Source organism: Pseudomonas cremoris, from assembly GCF_014230465.1.
In genome coordinates, this window is the sequence record NZ_JAAXCY010000005.1 from 314,266 (window position 1) to 336,409 (window position 22,144).

At 59.1% G+C, this 22,144-nt stretch carries 19 protein-coding genes; 9 read left to right on the forward strand and 10 right to left on the reverse strand.

Annotated features, from left to right (window positions below; translation table 11 throughout):
* Positions 1–19: 19 nt before the first annotated feature.
* From hflD to HF257_RS14560, 5 genes are all read right to left on the reverse strand, one after another.
* A complete protein-coding gene (gene hflD, locus HF257_RS14540) occupies positions 20–643 on the reverse strand; it encodes a high frequency lysogenization protein HflD (protein WP_185706642.1) in 624 nt (207 codons plus the stop codon).
* Positions 640–1,764: a tRNA 2-thiouridine(34) synthase MnmA gene (gene mnmA, locus HF257_RS14545; RefSeq protein ID WP_185706644.1), complete on the reverse strand. Its 1,125-nt coding sequence runs from the start codon at positions 1,762–1,764 to the stop codon at positions 640–642. Before mnmA ends, hflD begins: the two co-directional genes overlap by 4 nt.
* Before the next feature lie 59 nt (positions 1,765–1,823).
* Positions 1,824–2,270 carry an NUDIX hydrolase gene (locus tag HF257_RS14550; RefSeq protein WP_185706646.1) on the reverse strand — a complete coding sequence of 149 codons (447 nt, stop codon included), beginning with the start codon at positions 2,268–2,270 and terminating at the stop codon, positions 1,824–1,826.
* A 62-nt stretch (positions 2,271–2,332) separates the two neighbouring features.
* A complete protein-coding gene (locus tag HF257_RS14555) occupies positions 2,333–3,550 on the reverse strand; it encodes a serine hydrolase domain-containing protein (RefSeq protein WP_408635691.1) in 1,218 nt (405 codons plus the stop codon).
* A gap of 172 nt (positions 3,551–3,722) precedes the next feature.
* Complete coding sequence (locus HF257_RS14560) at positions 3,723–5,948, reverse strand: NADP-dependent isocitrate dehydrogenase (protein ID WP_185706648.1); 2,226 nt, start codon at positions 5,946–5,948, stop codon at positions 3,723–3,725.
* A 493-nt stretch (positions 5,949–6,441) separates the two neighbouring features.
* On the opposite strand from HF257_RS14560, the gene icd reads away from it, so the two are divergent.
* Complete coding sequence (gene icd, locus HF257_RS14565; RefSeq protein ID WP_185706650.1) at positions 6,442–7,698, forward strand: NADP-dependent isocitrate dehydrogenase; 1,257 nt, start codon at positions 6,442–6,444, stop codon at positions 7,696–7,698.
* A gap of 82 nt (positions 7,699–7,780) precedes the next feature.
* On the opposite strand, the gene cspD is transcribed toward icd, so the two are convergent.
* Positions 7,781–8,059 carry a cold shock domain-containing protein CspD gene (gene cspD / locus HF257_RS14570; protein WP_185706652.1) on the reverse strand — a complete coding sequence of 93 codons (279 nt, stop codon included), beginning with the start codon at positions 8,057–8,059 and terminating at the stop codon, positions 7,781–7,783.
* 224 nt (positions 8,060–8,283) lie between these two features.
* On the opposite strand from cspD, the gene clpS reads away from it, so the two are divergent.
* Both clpS and clpA read left to right on the forward strand, forming a co-directional pair.
* A complete protein-coding gene (clpS, locus tag HF257_RS14575; RefSeq protein ID WP_185706654.1) occupies positions 8,284–8,652 on the forward strand; it encodes an ATP-dependent Clp protease adapter ClpS in 369 nt (122 codons plus the stop codon).
* Between the two features lie 29 nt (positions 8,653–8,681).
* Positions 8,682–10,952 carry an ATP-dependent Clp protease ATP-binding subunit ClpA gene (clpA, locus tag HF257_RS14580; protein WP_185712092.1) on the forward strand — a complete coding sequence of 757 codons (2,271 nt, stop codon included), beginning with the start codon at positions 8,682–8,684 and terminating at the stop codon, positions 10,950–10,952.
* Between the two features lie 242 nt (positions 10,953–11,194).
* On the opposite strand, the gene infA is transcribed toward clpA, so the two are convergent.
* The 3 genes from infA to aat form a co-directional block, all read right to left on the reverse strand.
* Positions 11,195–11,413 carry a translation initiation factor IF-1 gene (gene infA, locus HF257_RS14585; protein WP_002553999.1) on the reverse strand — a complete coding sequence of 73 codons (219 nt, stop codon included), beginning with the start codon at positions 11,411–11,413 and terminating at the stop codon, positions 11,195–11,197.
* Between the two features lie 100 nt (positions 11,414–11,513).
* Entirely contained in the window at positions 11,514–12,221 is a 708-nt protein-coding gene (locus HF257_RS14590; RefSeq protein WP_185706656.1) for an arginyltransferase, read from the reverse strand.
* Positions 12,222–12,276: 55 nt separating this feature from the next.
* Positions 12,277–12,957: a leucyl/phenylalanyl-tRNA--protein transferase gene (aat, locus tag HF257_RS14595; protein WP_185706658.1), complete on the reverse strand. Its 681-nt coding sequence runs from the start codon at positions 12,955–12,957 to the stop codon at positions 12,277–12,279.
* A 498-nt stretch (positions 12,958–13,455) separates the two neighbouring features.
* Between aat and HF257_RS14600 the strand changes: the two genes are divergently transcribed.
* The 6 genes from HF257_RS14600 to cysG are packed head-to-tail and all read left to right on the forward strand — an operon-like array spanning position 13,456 to position 20,958.
* Positions 13,456–15,864, forward strand: a complete 2,409-nt coding sequence (locus tag HF257_RS14600) for a DNA translocase FtsK (RefSeq protein WP_185706660.1) — start codon at positions 13,456–13,458, stop codon at positions 15,862–15,864.
* Positions 15,865–15,918: 54 nt separating this feature from the next.
* A complete protein-coding gene (lolA, locus tag HF257_RS14605) occupies positions 15,919–16,542 on the forward strand; it encodes an outer membrane lipoprotein chaperone LolA (protein ID WP_185706662.1) in 624 nt (207 codons plus the stop codon).
* 27 nt (positions 16,543–16,569) lie between these two features.
* Positions 16,570–17,892: a replication-associated recombination protein A gene (locus tag HF257_RS14610; protein ID WP_185706664.1), complete on the forward strand. Its 1,323-nt coding sequence runs from the start codon at positions 16,570–16,572 to the stop codon at positions 17,890–17,892.
* The gene (gene crcB / locus HF257_RS14615; RefSeq protein WP_185706666.1) at positions 17,892–18,266 is read left to right on the forward strand and encodes a fluoride efflux transporter CrcB; all 375 of its coding nucleotides are present in this window, start codon (positions 17,892–17,894) and stop codon (positions 18,264–18,266) included. Before HF257_RS14610 ends, crcB begins: the two co-directional genes overlap by 1 nt.
* 16 nt (positions 18,267–18,282) lie before the next feature.
* Positions 18,283–19,563 carry a serine--tRNA ligase gene (gene serS, locus HF257_RS14620; RefSeq protein ID WP_185712093.1) on the forward strand — a complete coding sequence of 427 codons (1,281 nt, stop codon included), beginning with the start codon at positions 18,283–18,285 and terminating at the stop codon, positions 19,561–19,563.
* Positions 19,564–20,958 (forward strand): siroheme synthase CysG, encoded by a 1,395-nt coding sequence (gene cysG, locus HF257_RS14625; protein WP_185706669.1) that lies wholly within the window; start codon positions 19,564–19,566, stop codon positions 20,956–20,958.
* Between the two features lie 137 nt (positions 20,959–21,095).
* Here the strand turns inward: cysG and HF257_RS14630 are convergent, their stop codons facing one another.
* On the reverse strand, positions 21,096–22,094 hold the full coding sequence (locus HF257_RS14630; protein WP_185706671.1) for a glutathione S-transferase family protein: 999 nt from the start codon (positions 22,092–22,094) through the stop codon (positions 21,096–21,098).
* Between the last annotated feature and the right edge of the window lie 50 nt (positions 22,095–22,144).

The window sequence follows — 22,144 nt, forward strand, 5'->3', positions numbered from 1 at the left end:
ACGTGGTGGTTGCTGCGACTTATTCGTTGCGCATCAACGGGTAAAGCTCTTTGAGCAATTTGCGACGGCTGATGACCAGCTGCCAACGATGACCACCCAACTGGCGCCACAACCGCGCCGAACGAATACCGGCCAGGAGCAGGGCGCGGATTTTCGAGGCGTTGTTCGGTTGCTGCAAGTTGCGCATGTCGCCGTGGACCTGGATCCGCTGGCGCAAGGTGCTCAAGGTGTCTTGGTACAGCGCACCGCAGGCCGCGATTACGTTTTCGTGGGCTGGGCCGAAATGTTCTACCTGGGACTGAATCTGTGGAAGACGCTTGCCGATGACTTCGAGCATATCTTCGCGCTTGGCCAATTGACGCTCAAGGCCGAGCATCGACAGCGCATAGCGCAACGGCTCGCGCTGCAGGGTGCTGGGGTCGCGCTCCAGGGCGCCGATCAGCGCTCGGTACCCTTCACGCAGCGCCAAGTCGTCGCCACCATAAACTTCCAGGGTGTCCTTCGGGTCGCGGATCAGCAGGCTGCCGAGCATGCAGGTCAGGCCTGCCTCGGTGACCTGGCCGGTCTTGGCGATCTTGTCCACCAGTACGGCGGCGAGGAAAACCCCGCCCAGCGCCGTCAACTGCTCCTGGATTGGGTTCATGCCTTGTTGCTCCAGGCTTGCGCGACTTCAATCACGCCGCCGCCCAGGCAGATTTCGCCGTCGTAGAACACCACGGACTGGCCAGGGGTAACGGCGCGTTGCGGGTCATCAAAGGTGGCGCGATAGCCGGTAGCGGTTTTTTCCAGGGTGCAGGGCTGGTCGCTCTGGCGATAGCGCACCTTGGCGGTCAGGCGGCGTGGAGTACTCAGGTCGATCGGGTTGACCCAATAGATTTCCGAGGCCAGCAGGGCGCCTGAGAACAGCAAGGGGTGTTCGTTGCCCTGGCCCACGATCAGCTCGTTGTTTTCAAGGTCTTTGACCAGCACGTACCACGGTTCTTCGCCGGCGTCTTTCAAGCCGCCGATGCCCAGGCCCTGGCGTTGGCCGATGGTGTGGTACATCAGGCCATGGTGGCGGCCGATGACTTCGCCTTCGGTGGTCTTGATCTCGCCCGGTTGTGCCGGCAGGTATTGCTTGAGGAAGTCGCTGAAGCGGCGCTCACCGATAAAGCAGATCCCGGTGGAATCTTTCTTCTTGGCGGTGGCCAGGCCGTGTTTCTCGGCGATCTTGCGCACTTCGGGTTTTTCCAGCTCGCCCACCGGGAACAGGGTCTTGGCGATCTGTTCACCGCCGACTGCGTGCAGGAAGTAGCTCTGGTCCTTATTCGGGTCCAGGCCCTTGAGCAGTTCGGTGTGGCCATCGATGTCGCGGCGGCGCACGTAGTGGCCAGTGGCGATTAGGTCGGCGCCGAGCATCATGGCGTAGTCGAGGAACGCCTTGAACTTGATCTCGCGGTTACACAGGATGTCCGGGTTCGGCGTACGGCCGGCCTTGTATTCGGCCAGGAAGTGCTCGAACACGTTGTCCCAGTACTCGGCGGCGAAATTGGCGGTGTGCAGCTTGATGCCGATCTTGTCGCAAACAGCCTGGGCGTCCGCAAGGTCGTCCATGGCGGTGCAATATTCCGTTCCATCGTCTTCTTCCCAGTTCTTCATGAACAGGCCTTCCACCTCATAACCCTGCTCCATGAGCAGAACGGCGGAAACGGAAGAGTCCACGCCGCCGGACATGCCGACGATGACGCGCTTCTTTTGTGTGTCAGAAGGGGCTGGATCACGCATAGGGTTTCAACGGGTGTCTTGAAAAAGGACGCGATTCTATCAGGCTCGGGCCTTCAAGGCTAAAGAGAAGGGCGGATCAATTCGAGACTGTGACGCTGGCCTGCCAAATAATCATCGATGCAGCGGATGATCAACTCGCTGCGCCAGGTGTCGCGAACGTCCATCAGTTCGTCGCGGGTCAGCCAGCGAGCGCGCAGGATGCCTTCGTCGAGTTGATAGTCGGGGTGGTGTTTCAGCGCCTTGGCGATGAAGCAAACCCGTTGATAGGTCACGCCATTGCTGGGCGCTGTGTACAGGTAGATGCCCACGATACCGGTGGCTTCGACGTCCCAGCCGGTTTCTTCGAGGGTTTCGCGTACCGCGGCCTCAGTCAGGGTTTCGTGCGGGTCGAGGTGGCCGGCGGGCTGGTTGAGTACGGCGCGGCCGCCCTTGAGTTCTTCGACCATCAGGAAGCGGCCGTTGTCTTCGACGATGGTGGCGACGGTGATGTGGGGTTGCCAGGTCATGGAGAGGCCTCGAGCGATCGGAGGGGCAGGCGCACATCATACAGAGGCGCCGCCCCAACCGTTTACTTCGCGGCTTTGGTAATGGCGTCGAAGGCGACCATGTCATCGATCACTTCGCCGCCCGTGGCTTTGGTTTGCGCTTGCCACACAACGATCACCACATTCTGGGTGGGGTTGAGGTAGATGAACTGACCGAAGATGCCTGCGGCCGTGAAGGCTTTGTCGGCCTTGGAGGCGTCAGTCCAGGCGGGCCACCACATGGAGGCGAAGTCTCCATATGCAGGGTCGGTGCCGGTAGTGGTGCTAGCGAAGCTCATCCAGCCTTGGGGCAGGACTTGTTGGTTGCCGGCTTTGCCGCCGCTGAGTACGAACTGGCCGAAGCGACCGTAATCCTCCAGTGTTGCACTGATGCCGCTACCGCCCACTTCATTGCCGTTGGGGCCGTCGAGCCACCAGTTGGCGTCGGTTTGCATACCGTAGGGGGCCCAGATCTTCTCGCTCAAGTACTGCGCCAAGGGCTTGCCTACGGCAGCGCTGACCAGTTGCCCCAGCACTTGTGTCTCGCCGGTGCTGTAGTTGGTACGGGTGCCAGGTGGCGCCGCGCTGGGCAGGCTCGCCATGAACTTCAGGGCAGAGCCGGGCACTTGTTCGGTTTGCAGCTTGAGCATCATGCGCCGGTCGGAAGTGGGGTCGGCGTATTTCTCGCTCCATTTGACCCCGGAGCGCATCGCAAGCACCTGGCGTACGGTGGCCTGGTCGTAACCGCTGCCGGCCAGCGCGGGCAGGTAGCGGGTCACTTTGTCGTCCAGGCTTTTGATGGAGCCATCCTGCAGTGCGGTGCCCACCAGGGTTGAGGTAATGGACTTGGCAACCGACATCGACATCCAGCGGGTCGCCGGTGTGTTGCCTTTTTCGTAGCGTTCAGTAACGACTTGGCCATTCTTGATCACCAGCAGGCCTGTTACCCGATTGAGGGTGACGTAGTCATCGAGGCTGTAGTGCTTGCCTTCGTAGTCGAACGAAACCGCACCCAGGGGTTGGCTGCTGCGCGGTAGTGGAAAGGGATGGCCGCCGGCTGGAATGGTACGCACCGGAAACAGGCGGTCGATATTGCGAAAGGTGCTGACGGCGGCGTCGGGACTGAGTTTGCCGTCGTACATTGTTTGCACGTCGCCTATGGGTTCTTGTGCATGGGGGTAGGTGGGGGAGTGGCTTGCGCAGGCGCTGAGCAATGTAATTGCCGAGGCCCAGGTCAGCACCTTGAAATGGGTTCTTTGCATAATGACTTCCTTTTTATTGTTTTCCGAATGGCTCGAGCAAACAACACAAAGCAAGTCCTGCGCCCATTTGCAGGAAAAAGGCCAAAAAAAATCCGGAACCCTTTCAGGTTCCGGATTTTTCTGCTGGGTGAAGATCAGCGGGCGATCTTCACTTCAGCCACACCGTGAAGCATTACACCAGCGCAGCGATTGCCGTGTTGAGGGTGTTGCTTGGGCGCATGGCTTTGCTGGTCAGCTCTGGGTTTGGCGCGTAGTAGCCGCCGATATCCACAGCCTTGCCTTGAACGGCGTTGAGTTCGGCAACGATGGTTGCTTCGTTCTCGCTCAGGGTTTTGGCCAACTGGCTGAATTGCGCCTGCAGTGCAGTGTCTTCGGTCTGAGCAGCCAGGGCTTGAGCCCAGTACAGCGCCAGGTAGAAGTGACTGCCGCGGTTGTCGATGTTGCCGACTTTGCGCGATGGCGACTTATTGTTGTCGAGGAACTGGCCAGTGGCCTGGTCCAGGGTCTTGGACAGTACCAGGGCTTTCGGGTTGTTGTAGTTCACACCCAAATGCTCAAGGGAAGCCGCCAGGGCCAGGAACTCGCCCAGGGAATCCCAGCGCAGGAAGTTTTCTTCCAGCAGTTGCTGCACGTGCTTCGGTGCCGAACCGCCAGCGCCGGTTTCGAACAGGCCGCCGCCGTTCATCAGTGGCACGATGGACAGCATCTTGGCGCTGGTGCCCAGCTCCATGATCGGGAACAGGTCGGTCAGGTAGTCACGCAGCACGTTACCGGTCACCGAGATGGTGTCCAGGCCCTTGCGGGTACGCTCCAGGGTGAACTTCATCGCGTCGACTGGCGACATGATGCGGATGTCCAGGCCTTCAGTGTTGTGGTCTTTCAGGTAGGCCTGAACTTTCTCGACCACGACGCCGTCGTGCGCACGCTTAGGGTCCAGCCAGAAGATGGCCGGGGTGTTGCTGGCGCGGGCGCGGTTGACGGCCAGTTTGACCCAATCCTGGATCGGCGCGTCTTTGGTCTGGCACATGCGGAAGATGTCGCCGGCTTCGACGTTCTGTTCCATCAGCAGGTTGCCCTTGCTGTCGGTGACGCGGACTACGCCGTCAGCCTTGATCTGGAAAGTCTTGTCGTGGGAGCCGTACTCTTCGGCTTTCTTGGCCATCAGGCCAACGTTTGGCACGCTGCCCATGGTGGTTGGGTCGAAAGCGCCATTGGCCTTGCAGTCTTCGATGACCGCTTGGTAGATGGTGGCGTAGCAGCGATCCGGGATCACGGCCTTGGTGTCGTGCAGTTGACCGTCGGTGCCCCACATCTTGCCGGAGTCACGGATCATGGCCGGCATCGAGGCGTCGACGATAACGTCGCTCGGCACGTGCAGGTTGGTGATGCCTTTGTCGGAGTTGACCATCGCCAGCGAAGGGCGAGCGGCGTAGACCGCTTGGATGTCAGCTTCGATCTGCGCTTGCTGGTCAGCCGGCAGGGCCTTGATGCGAGCGTACAGGTCGCCGATGCCGTTGTTCAGGTTGAAGCCGATCTGCTCCAGCACGACAGCGTGCTTGGCCAGGGCGTCTTTATAGAACTCGGCAACGATCTGGCCGAACATGATCGGGTCGGAGACCTTCATCATGGTGGCTTTCAGGTGAACCGACAGCAGTACGCCTTGTTTCTTGGCGTCTTCGATTTCAGCGGCGATGAAGCTGCGCAGGGCTTTCTTGCTCAGCACGGCGGTATCGATGATCTCGCCAGCTTGTACCGAGGTCTTTTCTTTCAGGACGGTCGCGGTGCCGTCTTGAGCGATCAGCTCGATTTTCACAGCGTCAGCGGCTTCGATCTGCACGGCTTTTTCGCTGCCGTAGAAGTCACCGTTGTTCATGTGCGCGATGTGCGACTTGGAGTCGGCAGCCCAGGCGCCCATTTTGTGCGGGTGCTTGCGTGCGTAGTTCTTGACCGACAGCGGTGCGCGGCGGTCGGAGTTGCCTTCGCGCAGTACCGGGTTCACGGCGCTGCCCTTGACCTTGTCGTAACGTGCACGGGTTTCTTTTTCCGCGTCGGTGGTTACGGTTTCCGGGTAGTCCGGCAGGGCGTAGCCCTGGGCCTGCAGTTCCTTGATCGCGGCTTGCAGCTGCGGAGTCGAGGCGCTGATGTTAGGCAGCTTGATGATGTTGGCTTCAGGCGTAACGGCCAGGTCGCCCAGTTCGGCGAGGTGGTCCGGGATGGCCTTGGAGCCCAGTTGCTCGGGGAAGCTTGCGAGGATGCGCCCGGCGAGGGAAATATCGCGGGTTTCCACAGCAATATCAGCGGAAGCGGTGAAGGCCTCTACGATAGGCAGCAGTGAATAGGTGGCGAGGGCTGGGGCTTCGTCGGTGAAGGTGTAGATGATCTTCGAGCGGGTGGGCATATTCGGATTAACTCTCTTCTTTGCTGAAAGCGTGCGCAGAAACTCGAGATGCGCCGGGTGGAGCGCGTTCGTTCAAAGTCATCCATGAGCGAAATGTCGAGGTTTCTTCGCGGTGATGTTGGGTTGCATCAGTCGAGCGTCAAGCGTTTGGACTATGGTAATGGTCCTGCTTTCTGGCTGAGGGCTACTGTCTAGAGCGGTCAGCCGTCGTGACTCTTGGGTCAGCGGCGGCATTATACATAGGTCGCTATGCTTACGCCGAGCCTTCATACAAAAGGTGTGTCGTCCATTGGTCTAAAGGTCGCAGGTACTTCATTGCGCCCAAAGTCGCATGGCGTGCTCAAGATTGGCGATTTTGCCTTTTATTTCAGGCTTGTAGGCGACAAATTATGCTGTTTTCGATGCAAATGAGCATGGCGTGAGGTTTCAGTCGCCATTTATCTGGAGTAGGCTCGAACGCAGCCAGATGTTCAATCCATAGATGGAGTTCAGCATGGGATACAAGAAGATTCAGGTTCCAGCCGTCGGCGACAAAATCACCGTCAATGCAGACCATTCTCTCAATGTTCCTAATAACCCGATCATTCCTTATATCGAAGGTGACGGTATCGGCGTCGACATCAGCCCGGTGATGATCAAGGTGGTCGACGCAGCTGTTGAAAAGGCCTACGGCGGCAAGCGCAAAATCTCTTGGATGGAGGTGTATGCCGGCGAAAAGGCCACTCAAGTCTACGACCAGGACACCTGGCTGCCCCAGGAAACCCTGGATGCGGTCAAGGATTACGTGGTTTCTATCAAGGGCCCGCTGACGACCCCGGTCGGTGGTGGCATTCGTTCGCTGAACGTGGCGCTGCGTCAGCAACTCGACCTGTATGTGTGCCTGCGCCCAGTGCGCTGGTTTGAAGGTGTGCCTAGCCCGGTGAAGAAGCCGGGTGACGTGGACATGACTATCTTCCGTGAGAACTCCGAAGATATTTACGCCGGTATCGAGTGGAAGGCTGGCTCGCCGGAAGCGATAAAAGTGATCAAGTTCCTTAAAGAAGAAATGGGCGTTACCAAGATCCGTTTTGACCAGGATTGCGGGATTGGCGTCAAACCTGTTTCAAAAGAGGGTACCGAGCGCCTGGCGCGTAAAGCCCTTCAATATGTAGTGGATAACGATCGCGACTCGCTGACCATCGTGCACAAAGGCAACATCATGAAGTTCACCGAAGGTGCCTTTAAGGAGTGGGCCTACGGTATTGCTGAGAAAGAGTTCGGCGCAACCTTGCTCGACGGTGGTCCTTGGATGCAGTTCAAGAACCCGAAGACCGGCAAGAATGTGGTGGTCAAGGATGCCATCGCCGATGCCATGCTCCAGCAGATCCTGCTGCGCCCGGCAGAATACGATGTGATCGCGACGCTTAACCTGAACGGTGACTACCTCTCCGATGCGCTGGCGGCGGAAGTCGGGGGCATCGGCATTGCTCCGGGGGCCAACCTTTCCGACACCGTGGCCATGTTCGAAGCCACCCACGGCACTGCGCCGAAATATGCCGGTAAAGACCAGGTCAACCCGGGCTCACTGATCCTGTCGGCAGAAATGATGTTGCGCCACCTGGGTTGGACCGAGGCGGCTGACTTGATCATCAAGGGCACCAACGGCGCGATCTCGGCCAAAACCGTGACGTATGACTTTGAGCGCTTGATGGAGGGCGCGAAACTGGTCTCGTCGTCGGGCTTTGGCGATGCGCTGATTTCGCATATGTAAAGAAGATCCAGAGTGAAACGGCCACCTCAAGTTGATTGGGGTGGCCGTTTTTTTTGTTGGATGCTTCACGCTCGTCGGCGGGTTAGGCCATTAGTTTCTTTTCTTTATGAGCGGATGGGCTTGCACTTTTATCAGCCACTTCGGCTTTGACTGTATCGATATTCACGGCGTGCAGTCCTTTTGGTCCCTGAATGATCTCAAAGCTTACCGCTTGGCCCGCCTTCAGCGTTTTATACCCTTCCATGATAATCGCTGAGTAATGCGCAAACAGGTCCTCGGTTTTTCCTTCTTCGTTTACGAACCCATAGCCTTTGGCATTATTGAACCATTTGACCTTGCCATTGATCTTGACGCCAGACATAACCATATCCCTCTGCACCAGACTCCATCACTGGAGTATCATCCAGTTTATCCGTCCTAACCCGAATAAATAAGGTTGACTGCGCGGACCTTTTTTACCCACTGTGGGTTCTATTGGTTGTAACACCGATTTGCCGATAGTCAAGGCGACCAGTCGGTCAGAGTTGAAATTCTGACAGGTCGCCCCCACCACTGTATTTGAACCACTGACGAACCTTTCTTTCCATGCATGCAAACAGCCAGATTCGACTAACATTCAATCAGGATCGACCGGATCAGGACCATGATGACGACGGTTCTGCAGGCATTGCTGTTCAGGAGGCCAAGCCTGCCTTACAGGCACCGCCGATGTATAAGGTGGTTTTGTTCAATGATGACTACACACCGATGGATTTCGTGGTCGAAGTGCTCGAGGTGTTTTTTAACCTGAACCGCGAGTTGGCGACCAAGGTAATGCTGGCCGTTCACACAGAAGGACGGGCAGTATGTGGAGTGTTTACCCGCGACATCGCCGAGACAAAGGCCATGCAGGTCAACCAGTACGCCAGGGAAAGCCAGCATCCGCTACTCTGTGAAATCGAGAAGGACGGTTAACGCCGACCACTTGGGTATGAGGTGAAGCTATGTTAAACCGCGAGCTCGAAGTCACCCTCAATCTTGCCTTCAAGGAGGCCCGTTCGAAGCGTCATGAGTTCATGACCGTCGAACACCTGCTGCTGGCACTTTTGGATAACGAAGCTGCCGCCACCGTTCTGCGTGCGTGCGGCGCCAACCTCGACAAACTCAAGCATGACCTGCAGGAGTTTATCGACTCCACAACGCCACTTATTCCCGTCCACGATGAAGACCGTGAAACCCAGCCAACCCTGGGCTTCCAACGGGTACTTCAGCGTGCTGTTTTCCATGTGCAGAGCTCCGGTAAGCGTGAAGTCACGGGCGCCAATGTGCTTGTGGCGATCTTCAGCGAACAGGAAAGCCAGGCAGTGTTCCTGCTCAAGCAGCAGAGCGTTGCCCGTATCGATGTCGTCAACTACATCGCCCACGGTATCTCCAAGGTGCCTGGGCACGGCGATCATTCCGAGGGTGAGCAGGATATGCAGGACGACGAGGGCGGTGAGTCTTCTTCTTCGGGCAATCCACTGGATGCCTATGCCAGTAACCTCAATGAGCTAGCGCGCCAGGGGCGGATCGATCCGCTGGTGGGGCGTGAGCTTGAGGTTGAGCGTGTAGCGCAGATCCTTGCACGTCGTCGCAAGAACAATCCGTTGCTGGTGGGTGAGGCAGGCGTGGGTAAAACCGCGATTGCCGAAGGCCTGGCCAAGCGCATTGTCGATAACCAGGTGCCTGACCTGTTGGCCAACAGCGTCGTCTACTCCCTTGACCTGGGCGCGTTGCTCGCCGGGACCAAGTACCGTGGCGATTTCGAGAAGCGCTTCAAGGCGCTGCTCGGCGAGCTGAAAAAACGTCCGCAAGCCATCCTGTTTATCGATGAGATCCACACCATCATTGGTGCCGGTGCGGCATCTGGTGGGGTGATGGACGCCTCCAATCTGCTCAAGCCATTGCTGTCGTCGGGTGATATCCGCTGCATCGGCTCGACCACGTTCCAGGAATTCCGCGGGATCTTCGAAAAAGATCGTGCGCTGGGACGTCGCTTCCAGAAAGTTGATGTGTCCGAACCTTCGGTTGAAGACACCATTGGTATCCTGCGCGGGCTGAAGGGGCGCTTTGAGGCGCACCACGGCATCGAATACACCGATGAAGCGCTGCGTTCGGCCGCCGAGTTGGCGTCACGCTACATCAATGACCGGCACATGCCGGACAAAGCCATCGACGTGATCGACGAGGCGGGGGCGTATCAGCGCCTGCAGCCGGTCGAGAAGCGAGTGAAACGCATCGACGTACCTCAGGTCGAGGACATCGTGGCCAAGATCGCGCGGATTCCGCCTAAGCACGTCAACAGCTCCGACAAGGAGCTGCTGCGTAACCTGGAGCGTGACCTCAAGCTCACTGTGTTCGGCCAGGATGCGGCGATCGACGCGCTGTCTACCGCGATCAAGCTTTCGCGTGCGGGTCTCAAGTCGCCGGACAAGCCGGTCGGTTCGTTCCTGTTTGCAGGGCCTACCGGCGTCGGCAAGACCGAGGCGGCGCGGCAGTTGGCCAAGGCCATGGGTATTGAGCTGGTGCGCTTCGACATGTCCGAATACATGGAGCGTCATACCGTGTCGCGCCTGATCGGTGCGCCTCCGGGCTATGTCGGTTTCGACCAGGGCGGTCTATTGACCGAAGCGATCACCAAACAACCGCACTGCGTGTTGCTGCTCGATGAAATCGAGAAGGCGCACCCGGAAGTCTTCAACCTGCTGCTGCAGGTCATGGATCACGGGACCCTCACCGACAACAACGGGCGCAAGGCGGATTTCCGCAACGTCATCGTGATCATGACCACTAACGCCGGTGCCGAAACGGCCGCGCGGGCCTCGATCGGCTTCAGTCATCAGGATCATTCTTCCGATGCGATGGAAGTGATCAAGAAGAGCTTTACGCCGGAGTTCCGCAACCGTTTGGACACCATTATCCAGTTTGGTCGCCTCAGTCATGAGGTTATCAAAAGCGTGGTGGACAAGTTCCTTACCGAGCTTCAAGCGCAGTTGGAAGACAAGCGCGTGCAGCTGGAAGTGACGGATGCAGCGCGCAGTTGGCTGGCCGAAGGCGGCTACGATGCGGCAATGGGTGCTCGCCCAATGGCGCGTCTGATCCAGGACAAGATCAAGCGGCCGTTGGCCGAAGAGATCCTGTTTGGCGAGCTTTCCGACCATGGCGGCGTGGTGCATATCGATCTGAAGGACGGCGAGCTGACCTTCGAGTTCGAAACCACGGCTGAAATGGCCTGATCGCTGATCGCAATACAGCAAAAGGCGCCGAAAGGCGCCTTTTTTGTGCGCTATCTTCCAGGCGCAGAAGCTCAAAGGTGGGAGCGGGCTTGCTCGCGAATGCGGTCTTTCAGTCGACTGATTCGGGTCTGATACACCGCATTCGCGAGCAAGCCCGCTCCCACATTGGGTAGGTGGTGTTGGAGAAAAAGTGCATGCACACAAAAACGCCCGGCATAACCGGGCGTCTTGTATTGACTTGCTTAGCGAGCGCGGTAAGTGATGCGCCCTTTGCTCAAGTCATAGGGCGTCAGCTCGACGCGCACTTTGTCACCGGTAAGAATACGAATGTAGTTCTTGCGCATCTTGCCGGAGATATGCGCGGTTACGACGTGCCCATTTTCCAACTCCACACGAAACATGGTGTTGGGCAGGGTGTCGACGACAGTGCCTTCCATTTCGAAGCTGTCTTCTTTCGACATGCAGTAAAGCCCTCGGTATCCAGTGAATGGCCCGGTGCAACTGCGCCAGGCAAAAGCGGCGTGCATTGTGCCCGAAAAAGGGTGTTTAAGCCAAGGGGTTCTAGTTAAGCGTGACCCATCTTTGATTAATCAGCAGTTCTATGGGCCGATATTGGGTCTTGTAGTTCATCTTTTTGCAGTTTTTGATCCAGTAGCCGAGGTACACCGCCTCCAGTTCCAGGCGCAATGCCTCGCCAATTTGCCAGAGAATCGCAAAACGCCCCAGGCTGCGACGCTCCTCGGTCGGTTCATAGAAGGTGTAGACCGCCGACAGACCGTTCGGCAGTAAATCGGTCACGGCCACCGCCATCAGGCGGCCATTCGCACGAAACTCGTAGAAACGCGAGAAGGGCAAGTCGCGCACCAGGAATGTTGAGAACTGGTCGCGGCTGGGGGGGAACATGTCGCCGTCAGCGTGCCGTTGCTCGATATAGCGTTGGTAGAGGTCGAAATACTCTTCGGTAAACCGCGGCTTGGTCGATGTCACCGTCAGGTCGGCATTGCGCTTGAGAATGCGCTTCTGGTTGCGCTCTGGCAGGAACTGCGCCACGGGAATACGTGCCGGCACGCAGGCGTTGCAGTTCTGGCAATGAGGCCGGTACAAGTGATCGCCGCTGCGCCGAAAGCCCATCTCCGACAGGTCGGCGTACACATGCACGTCCATAGGCTGGCTGGGGTCGAGGAACAGCGTGGTGGCCTGCTCGTCGGGCAGATAGCTGCAAGAGTGAGGTTGAGTGGCATAAAACTTCAAGCGCGCCAACTCGGTCATGATCAACCCTCGGATAAGCTTTGAAATAAGTGTAAGCCAGGTGCGCGCATGTCGCCTAAGAAACCCATGGTCCAGAGTTGGGTTGGTCCAGATGGTCGCGCAGAAAACCTGCGAAGTCGCTACGGGATATGGCGCGGGCACCCAGGCTGTGCAAATGATCGTTGGGCATCTGGCAGTCGATCAATACAAAGCCCCAGGCTTGCAATTGACGGGTCAAGGTGGCGAAGCCGAATTTCGAGGCGTTGTCGGCGCGACTGAACATGGATTCACCAAAAAACAATTGACCCATTGCCAGCCCATACAGGCCTCCCACCAATTTGCCGTCGTCCCACACTTCCACCGAATGGGCGTGGCCGCGACGATGCAATTCCAGGTAGGCGCTCTGTATGCCCTCGGTGATCCAGGTGCCATCGGCATAGGCGCGGGGTGCGGCGCAGGCCTGGATGACGGCGGCGAAATCCTGGTCGAACGTCACCGTGTAGCGCTGCTGGCGCAATAACTTGCCCAGGCTGCGGGACACGTGCAATTCGTCGGGGAATATCACGGTACGCGGGTCTGGTGACCACCAGAGAATCGGCTGGCCTTGCGAAAACCATGGAAAGCAGCCGTGGCGGTAGGCTTGCACCAGTCGCTCGGCCGACAGGTCGCCGCCGGCGGCGAGCAGGCCGTTGGGTTCGCGCATGGCTTTTGTCAGCGGCGGGAATGTCAGTGAGTCGCGTTGTAACCAGGTCAGCATGGTATCCAGGCTTGCGGAAGGGGAGGGGAGTGGCAGGTATGGCACCTGTCGCGGCAGTGCTGATTATTGTCGACGTAGCGTCATCGGGCCAGCCCGAATCGGGCATTGAGGTGGATTAGCGTTAGCGGGTGTTTCTGCAACTCTATGCCGGGGATGCGGTCGTAATCGGGTTCGGGCAATGCAGGCCATTTGCCAAGCTGGCCTGGATTGGTAAAAACAGCTCATAAGCCTTTGTCAGCAAAGGCAATGCATGCTCAAATTGAACATGTTGTGACACTTAAATTGGCTATGCTGCTGGGTAATGGGCAAGGGCGTGGCATCGCGGACACAAACCCGTACAATGCGGCCTTTGTGGCGCTTTCGTCATTTCGCCAAGCAATCGCCCAGTGTTAAAAGTAGATTCAACGACGCTCGTTCATTTTTCAACTGCTCGGATTGGGCAGTATTTATCGTCATTCAATAGATGGACGCGCTAAAAGGCGCAGGAAAAGACCCGTTTTGAAGAAATCCGCCGCAACACCTAAAGCAGCAGTCGTGCCGGCCTGGCGCCAGCACCTGCACTATCGACTCAAGGAAGGCGCGCTGATCGCCATCGGCGCCCTGTGCCTGTTCCTGATGATGGCCTTGCTCACCTATGGCAAGGACGATCCGGGCTGGAGCCACAACAGCAAGATCGAAGACGTGCAGAACTTCGGCGGCCCCGCCGGTTCCTACAGCGCCGATATCCTGTTCATGGTGCTCGGCTACTTCGCCTATATTTTCCCGTTGTTGCTGGCCATCAAGACCTGGCAGATCTTCCGCCAGCGCCACGAACCGTGGCAGTGGAGTGGCTGGCTGTTCTCCTGGCGCCTGATCGGCCTGGTGTTCCTGGTGTTGTCTGGCGCGGCGTTGGCGCATATCCACTTCCATGCGCCCACCGGCCTGCCGGCGGGCGCTGGCGGGGCGCTGGGCGAAAGCCTTGGCGACCTGGCGCGCAGGACCCTGAATATCCAGGGCAGCACCCTGATGTTTATCGCGCTGTTCCTGTTCGGCCTCACCGTGTTCACCGACCTGTCGTGGTTCAAGGTGATGGACGTGACCGGCAAGATCACCCTCGACCTGCTGGAGCTGTTCCAGGGCGCTGCCAACCGTTGGTGGGCGGCCCGTGTCGACCGCAAGCGCATGGTTGCGCAACTGCGTGAGGTGGACACCCGTGTCAACGAGGTGGTTGCGCCAAGCACCCCGGATCGCCGCGAGCAGGCCAAGGTCAAGGAACGCCTGATCGAACGCGAGCAAGCCCTGAGCAAACACATGTCGGACCGCGAGAAGCAGGTGCCGCCGGTGATCGCCCCCGCGCCGCCCAAGCCTGCCGAACCGAGCCACCGCGTACAGAAAGAAAAGCAGGCGCCGCTGTTTGTCGACAGCGCCGTCGAAGGCACGTTGCCGCCGATTTCGATTCTCGACCCGGCCGAAAAGAAACAACTCAACTACTCCCCGGAATCCCTGGCCGCTGTTGGCCACCTGCTGGAAATCAAGCTCAAGGAATTCGGCGTCGAAGTGTCGGTGGATTCGATCCATCCCGGCCCGGTGATCACCCGTTACGAGATTCAGCCGGCTGCCGGTGTCAAGGTCAGCCGCATCTCCAACCTGGCCAAGGATTTGGCGCGATCCCTGGCCGTGACCAGCGTGCGGGTGGTGGAAGTGATTCCCGGCAAGACCACCGTGGGTATCGAGATTCCCAACGAAGACCGCCAGATCGTGCGCTTCTCTGAAGTGCTGTCGACGCCGGAATACGACAACTTCAAGTCCCCGGTTACCTTGGCCCTGGGCCACGACATCGGCGGCAAGCCGGTGATCACCGACCTGGCGAAAATGCCTCACCTGTTGGTAGCCGGTACCACCGGTTCGGGTAAATCGGTGGGTGTGAACGCCATGATCCTGTCGATCCTGTTCAAGTCCGGCCCGGAAGACGCCAAGCTGATCATGATCGACCCGAAGATGTTGGAACTGTCGATCTACGAAGGCATTCCGCACCTGCTGTGCCCGGTCGTCACCGACATGAAGGACGCCGCCAACGCCCTGCGCTGGAGCGTGGCCGAGATGGAGCGCCGCTACAAGCTGATGGCGAAGATGGGCGTGCGTAACCTGTCGGGCTTCAACGCCAAGATCAAGGAAGCCCACGATCGCGGCGAGACCATTGATGACCCGTTGTACAAGCGCGAAAGTATTCACGACGAAGCGCCAAAACTGACCAAGCTGCCCACCATCGTGGTCGTGGTCGACGAATTCGCCGACATGATGATGATCGTCGGCAAGAAGGTTGAAGAACTGATCGCCCGTATCGCCCAGAAGGCGCGGGCTGCCGGTATTCACCTGATCCTCGCCACCCAGCGCCCCTCGGTGGACGTAATCACCGGTCTGATCAAGGCCAACATTCCGACGCGCATGGCGTTCCAGGTATCAAGCAAGATCGACTCGCGCACCATCATCGACCAGGGCGGCGCCGAACAACTGCTGGGCCACGGTGACATGCTCTACATGCCGCCAGGCACCAGCCTGCCGATTCGGGTGCATGGCGCGTTCGTATCGGACGATGAAGTGCACCGCGTGGTGGAGGCCTGGAAGCTGCGCGGCGCGCCGGAATACAACGACGACATCCTCAACGGCGTCGAAGAAGCCGGTAGCGGCTTTGAGGGCGGCGGCGGTGGCGGTGACGACGATGCAGAAACCGATGCCCTGTACGACGAAGCCGTGGCTTTCGTGCTCGAAAGCCGCCGCGCCTCGATTTCCGCTGTGCAACGCAAACTGAAAATCGGCTACAACCGCGCCGCCCGCATGATCGAAGCCATGGAAATGGCCGGCGTAGTGACCGCAATGAACACCAACGGCTCGCGCGAAGTCATCGCCCCCGGGCAGATGCGCGACTGATCCCGCGCCGCGTGGCAGCACGCGGCACGCCCTAACGACTCAATGAGGACTCCCATGCGTCTTATCCGCATGCTGTTGTTGCCGGCACTGGCCCTGACCGCTGTTTCGGCCCACGCCGATCCGGCCTCTGTCGCCAGCCTGACCAACCTGTTGGACAAATCCAAGACCCTGACCGCGCGCTTCTCCCAGCTGACGCTGGATGCAGGCGGCACCCAGTTGCAGCAAACCGAAGGCGAAATGGCCGTGCAGCGCCCAGGCCTGTTTTACTGGCACACTGAAGGCAAGTCTGAGCAGACCATCGTCTCCGACGGCCAGAAAGTCACGCTGTGGGACCCGGACCTGGAGCAAGCGACCATCAAGAAGCTCGATCCACGCCTGAACCAGACACCAGCGCTGCTGCTGTCGGGTGATGTGTCGAAAATCAACGAAAGCTTCGAGATCACCTCCAAGCAAACCAGCAACGTGATCGAGTTCACGCTCAAGCCGAAGTCCAAGGACACGTTGTTTGACACCCTGAACCTGTCATTCGGCAACGGTGTGATCAACAACATGCGCTTGATCGACAGCGTCGGCCAGCGCACCGATATCCTGTTCTCCGGGGTCAAGGCCAACCAACCGGTGCCAGCCTCCAAGTTCAAGTTCGACATCCCCAAGGGTGCCGACGTGATCCAGGAATAATCAGCCCAGAGGTTTCAAACGCTGCCCATGGATTTGTTTCGAAGTGACCCGATTGCCCAGCCCCTGGCCGCGCGCTTGCGCTCGACCAACCTGGATGAGTACGTCGGGCAAGAACACCTGCTCGCTCGCGGCAAGCCATTGCGCGAAGCCTTGGAGCAGGGTGCGCTGCATTCGATGATTTTCTGGGGGCCGCCGGGGGTGGGCAAGACCACCTTGGCGCGGCTGCTGGCGAAAGTCTCGGATGCGCACTTCGAAACGGTTTCGGCGGTGCTCGCCGGGGTCAAGGAGATCCGCCAGGCGGTGGACGTGGCCAAACAGCAGGCCGGGCAGTATGGCAAGCGCACCATCCTGTTCGTGGATGAGGTGCACCGCTTCAACAAGTCGCAGCAGGATGCGTTCCTGCCTTACGTGGAAGACGGCACACTGATCTTTATCGGTGCCACCACTGAAAACCCTTCGTTTGAACTCAACAATGCGTTGCTGTCTCGGGCGCGGGTCTACGTGCTCAAGAGTCTGGATGAAGCCGCGATGCAAAAACTGCTGCACCGCGCGCTAAGTGAAGACAAGGGTTTGGGTAAGCGCCAGCTGAGCGTCAGCGACGAAGGCTTCAAGATCCTGCTCACTGCCGCCGATGGCGATGGCCGGCGTTTTCTCAACTTGCTGGAAAATGCTTCTGACCTGGCCGAAGACGGCAGTGAGATAGGCGTCGACCTGCTGCAAAGCCTGTTGGGTGACACCCGTCGGCGTTTCGATAAGGGCGGCGAAGCGTTCTACGATCAGATTTCGGCGCTGCACAAATCCGTGCGCGGTTCCAACCCCGACGGCGCGTTGTATTGGTTTGCGCGCATGATCGACGGTGGTTGCGATCCGCTGTACCTGGCGCGGCGCGTGGTGCGCATGGCCAGCGAAGACATCGGCAACGCTGACCCGCGTGCACTGAGCCTGTGCCTGGCCGCGTGGGATGTGCAGGAGCGCCTGGGCAGCCCGGAAGGCGAGTTGGCGGTGGCCCAGGCCATCACCTACCTGGCCTGTGCGCCGAAAAGCAACGCGGTGTACATGGGCTTCAAGTCAGCGTTGCGTGCGGCTGCCGAATACGGCTCACTCGAAGTGCCGCTGCACTTGCGCAACGCGCCGACCAAGCTGATGAAACAACTGGGCTACGGCGATGAATACCGCTACGCCCATGACGAACCGGACGCCTATGCGGCCGGCGAAGACTACTTCCCCGATGAGCTTGAGCCGCTACCGCTCTACCAGCCGGTGCCCCGTGGGCTGGAGCTGAAGATCGGTGAAAAGCTCAATCACCTCGCCCAACTCGATCGACTCAGCCCCAAACAGCGGAGAAAGTAGTGCTCAAGACGATTCTTGCCGTGTCCGCAGCCGGCATCGCTGGTACATTATTGCGTTTCGCCACCGGTACTTGGGTCAGCGCCAATTGGCCCAGGCATTTTTATGCGGCGACCCTGGCCGTGAACCTGGTGGGCTGCTTGATCATCGGGCTGTTGTACGGCTGGTTCCTGTTGCGCCCGGAAGTGCCGATTGAAATTCGCGCCGGCTTGATTGTCGGCTTTGTAGGCGGTCTGACGACCTTTTCATCCTTTTCACTGGATACGCTGCGCTTGCTGGAAAGCGGGCAGGCCTTGGTTGCCTTCGGGTACCTGGGTATCAGCGTGTTCGGCGGGCTGCTCGCCACCTGGGCTGGCCTGTCCTTGACCAAACTTTGATAAACGAGAGACCGACATGCTCGATTCCAAACTGTTACGTAGCAACCTTCAGGACGTAGCGGACCGCCTGGCATCCCGTGGCTTTGCCTTGGATGTTGCGCGCATCGAAGCGCTGGAAGAACAGCGCAAGACCGTCCAGACCCGCACCGAAGCACTGCAGGCTGAGCGTAATGCGCGTTCCAAATCCATCGGTCAGGCCAAGCAGCGCGGCGAAGACATCGCGCCGTTGATGGCGGACGTCGAGCGCATGGGCACTGAGCTGTCCGACGGCAAGGTCGAGCTGGAAGGCATTCAGTCCGAGCTGGATTCGATCCTGCTGGGCATTCCTAACATCCCCCATGAGTCCGTGCCAATTGGCGAAGACGAAGACGGCAACGTCGAAGTGCGCCGCTGGGGCACGCCCAAAGCCTTTGATTTCACGGTCAAGGACCACGTTGCCCTGGGCGAATTGACCGGTGGCCTGGACTTCGAAACCGCCGCCAAGATGTCCGGTGCACGTTTCTCGTTGCTGCGCGGCCCGGTTGCCCGTCTGCACCGCGCGCTGGCGCAGTTCATGATCAACCTGCACACCGCCGAGCACGGCTACGAAGAAGCCTACACCCCGTACCTGGTGCAAGCGCCGGCGCTGATGGGCACCAGCCAGTTGCCGAAATTCGAAGAAGACCTGTTCAAGATCAGCCGTGACGGCGAGGCCGACCTGTACCTGATCCCGACCGCCGAAGTGTCGCTGACCAACATCGTCTCCGGCGAGATCCTCGACGCTAAAGAGCTGCCGTTGAAGTTCGTCGCCCACAGCCCGTGCTTCCGTAGCGAAGCCGGCGCATCGGGCCGCGACACGCGCGGCATGATCCGTCAGCACCAGTTCGACAAGGTCGAGATGGTGCAGATCGTCGAGCCGTCGACCTCCATGGAAGCCTTGGAAGGCCTGACCGCCAACGCCGAGCGCGTCCTGCAACTGCTGGAGCTGCCATACCGCGTGCTCGCGCTGTGTACCGGCGACATGGGTTTCAGCGCCGTGAAGACCTACGACCTTGAAGTGTGGGTACCGAGCCAGGACAAGTACCGCGAGATTTCGTCGTGCTCCAACTGCGGTGATTTCCAGGCCCGTCGCATGCAAGCGCGTTTCCGCAACCCGGAAACCGGCAAGCCGGAGCTGGTGCACACCCTCAACGGTTCGGGCCTGGCTGTAGGCCGTACCCTGGTGGCGGTGCTGGAAAACTACCAGCAGGCCGACGGTTCAATCCGTGTACCTGAGGTGCTCAAGCCGTACATGGCGGGCGTTGAGGTCATCGGCTAAATGGAATTTCTGCCGCTGTTTCATAACCTGCGCGGCAGTCGTGTATTGGTCGTCGGTGGCGGGGAAATTGCCTTGCGCAAATCCCGGCTGCTGGCCGATGCCGGCGCGTTGCTGCGGGTGGTTGCTCCCCAGATCGAAGACCAGTTGCGTGAATTGGTACTGGGCAGTGGCGGAGAATTGATTCTGCGCGGTTATCAGGAAGCCGACCTTGACGGTTGCACCCTGATCATCGCCGCCACCGACGACGAGTCGTTGAACGCGCAAGTGTCCAGCGACGCCAAGCGCCGTTGCGTGCCGGTCAATGTGGTGGATGCTCCCGCTTTGTGCAGCGTGATCTTCCCAGCGATTGTCGACCGGTCGCCGTTGGTGATTGCCGTGTCCAGTGGCGGCGACGCGCCGGTGCTGGCGCGCCTGATCCGCGCCAAACTGGAAACCTGGATTCCGTCCACCTATGGCCAACTGGCCGGGCTGGCGGCGCGTTTTCGTGCTCAGGTCAAAGGCTTGTACCCGGATGTGCAGCAACGCCGCGCGTTCTGGGAAGACGTGTTCCAAGGGCCGATTGCCGATCGTCAATTGGCCGGCCAGGGCGCCGAAGCCGAGCGCCTGTTGATCGAAAAGGTCAACGGCGCAGCGCCCAATGCACCGGGTGAGGTTTACCTGGTGGGCGCCGGCCCTGGCGACCCGGACCTGCTGACCTTTCGCGCGCTGCGCCTGATGCAGCAAGCCGACGTGGTGTTGTACGACCGTTTGGTCGCGCCCGCGATTCTGGAGCTGTGCCGCCGTGACGCCGAGCGCGTATACGTCGGCAAGCGTCGCGCCGACCATGCCGTGCCCCAGGACCAGATCAACCAGCAATTGGTGGACCTGGCCAAGCAAGGCAAGCGGGTGGTACGCCTCAAGGGTGGCGATCCGTTCATCTTTGGTCGCGGCGGCGAGGAAATCGAGGAACTGGCGGCTCATGGCATCCCGTTCCAGGTGGTGCCGGGTATCACCGCGGCCAGCGGTTGCGCGGCGTATGCCGGGATCCCGCTGACGCACCGCGACTATGCGCAGTCGGTGCGCTTTATCACCGGGCATCTAAAGGACGGAACGTCGGACCTGCCTTGGCACGACCTGGTCGGCCCTTCGCAGACCTTGGTGTTCTACATGGGCTTGGTTGGCTTGCCAATCATTTGCGAACAACTGATCAAGCATGGTCGTGCGGCCGATACTCCGGCGGCGTTGATCCAGCAGGGCACCACGTCCAACCAGCGTGTCTTCACCGGCACCCTGGCGGACTTGCCACGCATGGTGGCGGAGCATGAAGTGCATGCGCCGACATTGGTGATCGTCGGTGAGGTGGTGGTGTTGCGCGAGAAGCTGAAGTGGTTTGAAGGCGCCCAATCCCAAATCTGACGTGGCTTTGTAGTGAGCGGGCTTGTCCCGCGCTGGGTGGCGAAGCCGCCCTAAACCCAAGCAATTCGGTCTTCCTGAAACACCGAGGTGGTCTTATTGGGGCGGCTTCGCCGCCCAGCGCGGGACAAGCCCGCTCACTACATGCCGAATACCCGCTTGCCAATCAATCGCTCCCGGTCATGCCCGGCATCAAACCCCTGCAACGGCCCCTTCGGCACAATCCCCGTCGGATTGATCGTGCGGTGACTGGCGTAGTAATGCCCCTTGATGTGTTCAAAATCCACGGTCTCGGCCATGCCCGGCCACTGATACAGCTCCCGTAGCCAGTTCGACAAGTTCGGATAATCGGCAATTCTGCGCAAATTGCATTTGAAGTGGCTGTAATACACCGCATCAAAACGAATGAGCGTAGTGAACAGCCGCACATCAGCTTCGGTCAGGTATTCCCCAGCCAAATAGCGATGTTTGCCCAAATGCTGTTCCAGGTAATCCAACTCGGCAAACACATCATCAAACGCGCTTTCATATGCCTGCTGCGAGGTAGCAAAACCTGCGCGGTACACGCCATTGTTCACGGCAGGGTAGATCCGTTCGTTCAGCACGTCGATGGTCGGGCGCAGCGACTCAGGGTAGAAATCCAGCGTGTTGCCAGTCAGCCCGTTGAACGCACTGTTGAACATGCGGATGATCTCTGCCGATTCATTGCTGACGATGCGATTCAATTTCTTGTCCCACAGCACGGGCACGGTGACGCGCCCCGTGTAGTCAGCGGTATCGGCGGTATAGCGCTGATGCATGAACTCGAAATTGTCCAGCTTGTCGCCTGTAGAGCCGTAGGCCTTGTCGAAGGTCCAGCCGTTTTCCAGCATCAGCCAACTGACCACGGACACGTCGATCAGGCTTTCCAAACCCTTGAGCTCTCGCATGATCAGGGTGCGGTGGGCCCACGGGCAGGCCAGGGACACATACAGATGGTAACGACCGGCCTCAGCCTTGAAGCCACCTTCACCGCTCGGGCCAGGCGCGCCGTCGGCGGTCACCCAGTTGCGACGTTGCGCTTGTTCGCGCTGGAACGCGCCATCAGCGCTACTTTCGTACCACTGGTCTTTCCAGTGTCCTTCGATCAGCAAACCCATGACTGGCTCCTCAACTAATAAGCGTTGGAGACCAGTCTAAAGGGATGAGT

What these genes read in the sequence shown, in the direction of transcription:
- hflD (WP_185706642.1), bottom strand. Translation starts at nt 643, where the DNA reads ATGAACCCAATCCAGGAGCAGTTGACGGCGCTGGGCGGGGTTTTCCTC.
- mnmA (WP_185706644.1), bottom strand. Translation starts at nt 1,764, where the DNA reads ATGCGTGATCCAGCCCCTTCTGACACACAAAAGAAGCGCGTCATCGTC.
- HF257_RS14550 (WP_185706646.1), bottom strand. Translation starts at nt 2,270, where the DNA reads ATGACCTGGCAACCCCACATCACCGTCGCCACCATCGTCGAAGACAAC.
- HF257_RS14555 (WP_408635691.1), bottom strand. Translation starts at nt 3,550, where the DNA reads ATGCAAAGAACCCATTTCAAGGTGCTGACCTGGGCCTCGGCAATTACA.
- HF257_RS14560 (WP_185706648.1), bottom strand. Translation starts at nt 5,948, where the DNA reads ATGCCCACCCGCTCGAAGATCATCTACACCTTCACCGACGAAGCCCCA.
- icd (WP_185706650.1), top strand. Translation starts at nt 6,442, where the DNA reads ATGGGATACAAGAAGATTCAGGTTCCAGCCGTCGGCGACAAAATCACC.
- cspD (WP_185706652.1), bottom strand. Translation starts at nt 8,059, where the DNA reads ATGTCTGGCGTCAAGATCAATGGCAAGGTCAAATGGTTCAATAATGCC.
- clpS (WP_185706654.1), top strand. Translation starts at nt 8,284, where the DNA reads ATGCATGCAAACAGCCAGATTCGACTAACATTCAATCAGGATCGACCG.
- clpA (WP_185712092.1), top strand. Translation starts at nt 8,682, where the DNA reads ATGTTAAACCGCGAGCTCGAAGTCACCCTCAATCTTGCCTTCAAGGAG.
- infA (WP_002553999.1), bottom strand. Translation starts at nt 11,413, where the DNA reads ATGTCGAAAGAAGACAGCTTCGAAATGGAAGGCACTGTCGTCGACACC.
- HF257_RS14590 (WP_185706656.1), bottom strand. Translation starts at nt 12,221, where the DNA reads ATGACCGAGTTGGCGCGCTTGAAGTTTTATGCCACTCAACCTCACTCT.
- aat (WP_185706658.1), bottom strand. Translation starts at nt 12,957, where the DNA reads ATGCTGACCTGGTTACAACGCGACTCACTGACATTCCCGCCGCTGACA.
- lolA (WP_185706662.1), top strand. Translation starts at nt 15,919, where the DNA reads ATGCGTCTTATCCGCATGCTGTTGTTGCCGGCACTGGCCCTGACCGCT.
- HF257_RS14610 (WP_185706664.1), top strand. Translation starts at nt 16,570, where the DNA reads ATGGATTTGTTTCGAAGTGACCCGATTGCCCAGCCCCTGGCCGCGCGC.
- serS (WP_185712093.1), top strand. Translation starts at nt 18,283, where the DNA reads ATGCTCGATTCCAAACTGTTACGTAGCAACCTTCAGGACGTAGCGGAC.
- cysG (WP_185706669.1), top strand. Translation starts at nt 19,564, where the DNA reads ATGGAATTTCTGCCGCTGTTTCATAACCTGCGCGGCAGTCGTGTATTG.
- HF257_RS14630 (WP_185706671.1), bottom strand. Translation starts at nt 22,094, where the DNA reads ATGGGTTTGCTGATCGAAGGACACTGGAAAGACCAGTGGTACGAAAGT.